We start from the raw sequence: 4949 nt of genomic DNA, 5'->3' as shown, positions 1-4949 counted from the left end.
GCGACCACCGCCTGTTGCAGCATTGATTGCTGGGTGGTCAGCTCGATCAGCGGCTCGTTCAAACGGCCGAGGTAGCTGATAAACGCGTACAGCACGCCAACCTCAATGGAGCTGCCAGAGGTAAAGCTAAACAGCATCAGCAAACCGCAGAGGATCAGCGCCGAGAAAAGGCTCAGCAGCGGGCGCAGCAAAAAGCCATCCAGTCGCAGGGTTTGCATACGCGCCATATAGTGCGAGCGGCTGGCCTCCCCCATTCTCTCGCCAAATCGCGCCTGCTGGCGGAACTGCTGGATAACGCTCATGCCGTTGATGACTTCGTTAAAGCCATCGTTAATATCCGCCAGATAAGCGCGCACCCGACGCACAATCGGGGTGCTGTAGCGTTGATAAATCACCATCACCACCATCACCGCCGGGAAAATGGCCATCGCCACCAGCGCCATACGCCACTCGAGGCTGAACATCGCCACCAGCATGGCACCGATTAAGGCCGCGCTGCGCAGGACCGTTGCGACCACCGTCACGTACAGGTCGCGAATAACTTCGGTGTCATTGGTCACACGTGAGATAAGCTGACCGACGGGCTGAGTATCGAAAGCACTGAGCGGCTGGCGTAGCGCGGCATCCATCACATCGGTACGTAACTGCTGCACCACGCCAACCGCCGCCTGGTTAAAGAGTAATGACTGCGCGTAATGCAGGCCCGCCGCCAACAGTTGCAGACCGACATATGCCGCCACCAGCCCAGCTACCATCGCCAGCGGCAGATTGTTTTTCGCCACCATGTTGTCGATAAAATAGCTGATGAGCAGCGGACCACTCACCTCCGCCGCTGCCGCCACCCATAGCATGACCACCGCAATTGCCAGCTGTTTTCGCCACGGAGAGCCGTACGCCAGCAGTCTTTTCAGGGTCGGCCATAGCTGCCCAAAACTACGCATTAGCCGCCTCCTCGTTTACTTCTGGCGCATCAGACAGCGCCGCTTCCAGTTGCTGATAACGGTACATATCACGATACCAGCCGGGTTGCTGCACCAGCGCATCGTGTTCGCCACGCTGGGCAATATGCCCATGCTGCATCACGATAATTTCATTGGCTTCTGTCAGCGCAGATAAACGGTGAGCGCTGATTATCACGGTTCTGCCTTCTCCCCACTGGCGCAGGTTATGCAGGATTCGATGTTCAGTACGACCATCCACCGCCGATAACGCATCGTCAAGAATCAGGATTTCAGCATTCAGCAGCAGCGCACGAGCGATAGAAATACGCTGTTTTTGTCCACCGGACAGCATCACCCCGCGTTCACCCACTTCGGTGTCATAGCCTTGCGGAAGACGTAAAATATCCTCATGCACGCTGGCCAGACGTGCAACATGTTCGATCTCTTCCTGTGTGGCCTGTGGGCGTCCAAGCGCTATGTTGTTGGCGACCGTATCCGAGAACAAGAAAGGTGTCTGGCTGACCACTGCCAGACGGCTACGCCAGCTATCAAGTTGCAAGCGAGTTAACGGGATATCATGAAAGCGTACATCGCCCTCAGTGATATCAAAATGACGCTGGATCAGCGACAACACCGTACTTTTACCCGCGCCGGTCGGGCCACAAATACCCAGCATCTGCCCTGGCTTAAGCTGGAAATTCACATTCTCCAGCACCGGATGAGCCGTTTGCGGGTAGCGAAATTCGCGAATTGCCACCGCCAGCTCGCCGCGTCCTTCCGGCACGGGTTCTGTGCCGTCATCCACTACCGGCGCTTCAGCCAGCATGGCGCGAATACGGCTATACGCGGCGCTGCCTCGCTCAACAATGTTAAACATCCATGCCAGCGCCAGCATCGGCCAAATCATCAGCCCGAGATACATCATAAAACTGGTTAACTGACCAAGGGTCAGAGAGCCATGAACCACCATCCAGCTTCCCCCGGCGATAGCCAGCAGGTTAGCCATACCAATGGCGATATAAATCGTGGGGTCAAAACGGGCGTCAATGCGGGCGACCCGTAAGTTTTTCTTGCCGGTATCTTTAGCATCTGCGGCAAATAGCGCCGACTGTCGGTCTTCCAGACCAAAAGCCTTAATCATACGGATACTGGTCAGGCTTTCCTGAGTACGATCGTTAAGGCTGGAGAACGCTGCTTGCGCAACCTTAAAGCGGTTATGGAGTCGATCACCGTAACGTTTGATCATTATCGCCATCACCGGCATTGGGAGTAGCGCGATAAGCGTCAGCTCCCAACTGATTTGCGTAGACATCACGATCAACACCGCGCACCCCATGACCAGCGAGTCCACCAGCGTCAATACACCTTCGCCAGCCGCAAACACCACCCGATCAACATCGTTAGTTGCACGCGCCATCAGATCGCCGGTGCGATGACGCAGATAAAATTCAGGATGCTGGCGGCTCAACTGGCGGTAATAGTCTTCGCGTAGTTCAACTGCCAGTTGGTAGGATGCGCCGAACAAAAGTACGCGCCAGACATAGCGCAACAAATAGACAACCACCGCAATCAGGGCAATCGTGCCAACCCACATCAGCAGTCTCTCGGTGGTGAACCGCTGTGTCGTCACGCCGTCCACGATGATACCGACCACTTTTGGCGGGATAAGCTGAAGAATAGCGATGATGATAAGCAAGGCCACCGCCCCGAGGTAGCGACGCCACTCCCGGCGGAAGTACCAGCTTAATTGAGCAAATAATCGCACGCGTTATGTCCTGACAAAATTTCCGGCAATAAGCGCCGGGAGAATTATTCAATAGGGAGAGCAGTTGTGTATTTAATCTGTTCCATGGCAAAGCTGGAGGTGACGTCAGACAGGCCCGGTACGCTGTTCACCAGGCGCTTATAAAATTCATCGTAGCTTTTCATATCAGCGACCTGCACTCGCATCAGGTAATCATACTCCCCTGCCATACGCCAGAACCCCAGAACCTCGGGCATTCCGGTCACTTCAGTGACAAAGCGGCAGTACCACTCGCTGCTATGATGCTGGGTTTTAATCAGCACAAACGCGGTTAAACCCAGCCCCAGTTTTTCCGGATCCAGCAGAGCAACCTTGCCCAGCAGAATGCCGTCATCCTCAAGCCGCTTGAGCCGTTTCCAGCAGGGGGTGGTCGTCAGATTAACGGCATCGGCTAACGCCTGCAAAGAAAGGGTGCAGTCTTGTTGCAGTAGGCCAAGCAGCTTACGGTCAATTTTGTCTAACATATCCACTCCACAGAGAAGAATTTTCTCCTTACATTCTATTTTAAAGGCTAAATGGCAACAATTTTTTCCGTGCTTTTCGCTATTCTGGGCACAAAATGACAAATGGATATTAATGATGAATAGCTCCTGGGTTAAAAACGCCATCAATGAAATTAATGCGGATTACCAGCGTTCTGCCGATACGCATCTTATTCGCCTGTCGCTTCCGGCGTTTCCGGGTATTCAGCTCTATTTGAAAGATGAGAGCACGCATCCAACCGGTAGCCTGAAACATCGCCTGGCACGTTCACTGTTTCTCTACGGACTGTGTAATGGCTGGATCAAAGAAGGCACCACCATCATTGAATCATCGTCCGGTTCAACGGCGGTATCTGAGGCTTATTTCGCTCGACTGTTAGGGCTGCCGTTTATTGCTGTCATGCCTTCCTGTACGGCAAAACGCAAAATTGAACAAATTGAATTTTATGGCGGCCGCTGCCACTTCGTGGAAAGCGCCTGCGAAATTTATGCGGCTTCTGAGCAGCTGGCACGTGAACTGAACGGGCATTATATGGACCAGTTCACCTATGCTGAACGCGCCACCGACTGGCGTGGTAACAACAATATTGCCGACAGTATCTTCCGCCAGATGCAGTGTGAACCCAACCCCGTGCCTCGCCATATCGTGATGAGCGCCGGAACCGGCGGCACCTCCGCAACCATTGGTCGCTATATTCGCTGTCAGGGCTACGACACTCGTCTGATGGTAGTGGATCCGGAGAATTCGGTTTTTCTGCCCTTCTGGCAGGATCGCGATGCGACATTGCGCAGCCCGGTCGGCAGCAAAATTGAAGGCATCGGCCGTCCGCGTGTCGAACCGTCCTTCATTCCTGACGTAGTTGATGAAATGCTGCGTGTGCCGGATGCCGCAAGCGTTGCCACCGCGCACTGGCTGGAAACGCAGTTGGGTCGTAAAGTGGGCGCCTCAACCGGAACCAACATGTGGGGGACGTTACAACTTGCCGCCCGTATGCGCGACGCCGGAGAAACGGGGTCGCTGGTGACGCTGCTGTGCGACAGCGGCGAACGCTATCTGGAAACCTACTACAACCCGCAATGGGTTGACGCGCACATAGGCGATTTAACGCCGTGGAAAGCGGAACTTGCCCAGTTGCTGAATACACACTGAGCAGACAAAAAAAAGCCAGACGCGAAGTCTGGCTTGCTGGAAGGGATCTCTCATTCGGGGGAATAAGGTAGATGCGGATTGTCCAGCCAATGCGTCAAAAAGTGAGATACAGCCTGATTGCGGCAATGCCCAATCACCGATAAATGCGGCAGTTCAGCCATCAGTTGCGGCATTGCGTTACCCATAATCAGGCCGCGCCCAACGCTACCTAACATTTCGCGATCGTTCATGGCATCGCCAAATGCCATGCAGTCAGCCATGGAATAACCCAAGTGCTCGCTTAGTACCGCCAGCGCAGAGCCTTTGTTACAGCCCAGCGGTAGTACCTCAAGGCAATCAACCGCAGAAAAACAGAGATTCGCCTGTTCGCCCAGTGCGTCATTCAACTGAATGCGCAACTGGATCAGCGACTCATGATCGCCGCAAAAACAGACCTTCGTTACCTGATGAGCCGGAATACGTTTCACATCGACGATCTGGTAGCGAAATCCGCTGTACACATGCGCCTGCAACAGTGATGGAATCTCTTGCCCGGTGAACCAGCCGTTGTCATTAAAGACATGCATGCTGCC

The 4949-nt window shown here is 54.2% G+C and carries 5 protein-coding genes; 1 reads left to right on the top strand and 4 read right to left on the bottom strand.

The features are described 5' to 3' along the window. The 3 genes from JTI85_RS21305 to decR all read right to left on the bottom strand — a co-directional run. Positions 1–941, bottom strand: a 941-nt coding sequence (locus JTI85_RS21305) for an ABC transporter transmembrane domain-containing protein (protein ID WP_255575463.1), incomplete at its 3' end; no start/stop codon positions are given. Continuing rightward, a complete protein-coding gene (locus tag JTI85_RS06415; protein ID WP_219352283.1) occupies positions 934–2706 on the bottom strand; it encodes a SmdA family multidrug ABC transporter permease/ATP-binding protein in 1773 nt (590 codons plus the stop codon). The genes JTI85_RS21305 and JTI85_RS06415, both read right to left, overlap by 8 nt. Before the next feature lie 44 nt (positions 2707–2750). Further along, complete coding sequence (decR, locus tag JTI85_RS06410) at positions 2751–3209, bottom strand: DNA-binding transcriptional regulator DecR (protein WP_167469992.1); 459 nt, start codon at positions 3207–3209, stop codon at positions 2751–2753. Between the two features lie 112 nt (positions 3210–3321). Between decR and JTI85_RS06405 the strand changes: the two genes are divergently transcribed. Then, positions 3322–4377: a PLP-dependent cysteine synthase family protein gene (locus tag JTI85_RS06405; protein ID WP_086523606.1), complete on the top strand. Its 1056-nt coding sequence runs from the start codon at positions 3322–3324 to the stop codon at positions 4375–4377. A gap of 50 nt (positions 4378–4427) precedes the next feature. Here the strand turns inward: JTI85_RS06405 and cof are convergent. Then, positions 4428–4949 (bottom strand): HMP-PP phosphatase (gene cof, locus JTI85_RS21300; RefSeq protein ID WP_255575455.1); only part of this gene is annotated, 522 nt, incomplete at its 5' end.

The organism is Citrobacter sp. Colony219 (genome assembly GCF_019382635.1).
Lineage (GTDB): Bacteria > Pseudomonadota > Gammaproteobacteria > Enterobacterales > Enterobacteriaceae > Citrobacter > Citrobacter youngae.
The sequence above is the reverse complement of the archived record's forward strand: the minus strand, read 5'-3'. Positions and strand labels throughout refer to the sequence as shown.

What these genes read in the sequence shown, in the direction of transcription:
- JTI85_RS06405 (WP_086523606.1), top strand. Translation starts at nt 3,322, where the DNA reads ATGATGAATAGCTCCTGGGTTAAAAACGCCATCAATGAAATTAATGCG.
- decR (WP_167469992.1), bottom strand. Translation starts at nt 3,209, where the DNA reads ATGTTAGACAAAATTGACCGTAAGCTGCTTGGCCTACTGCAACAAGAC.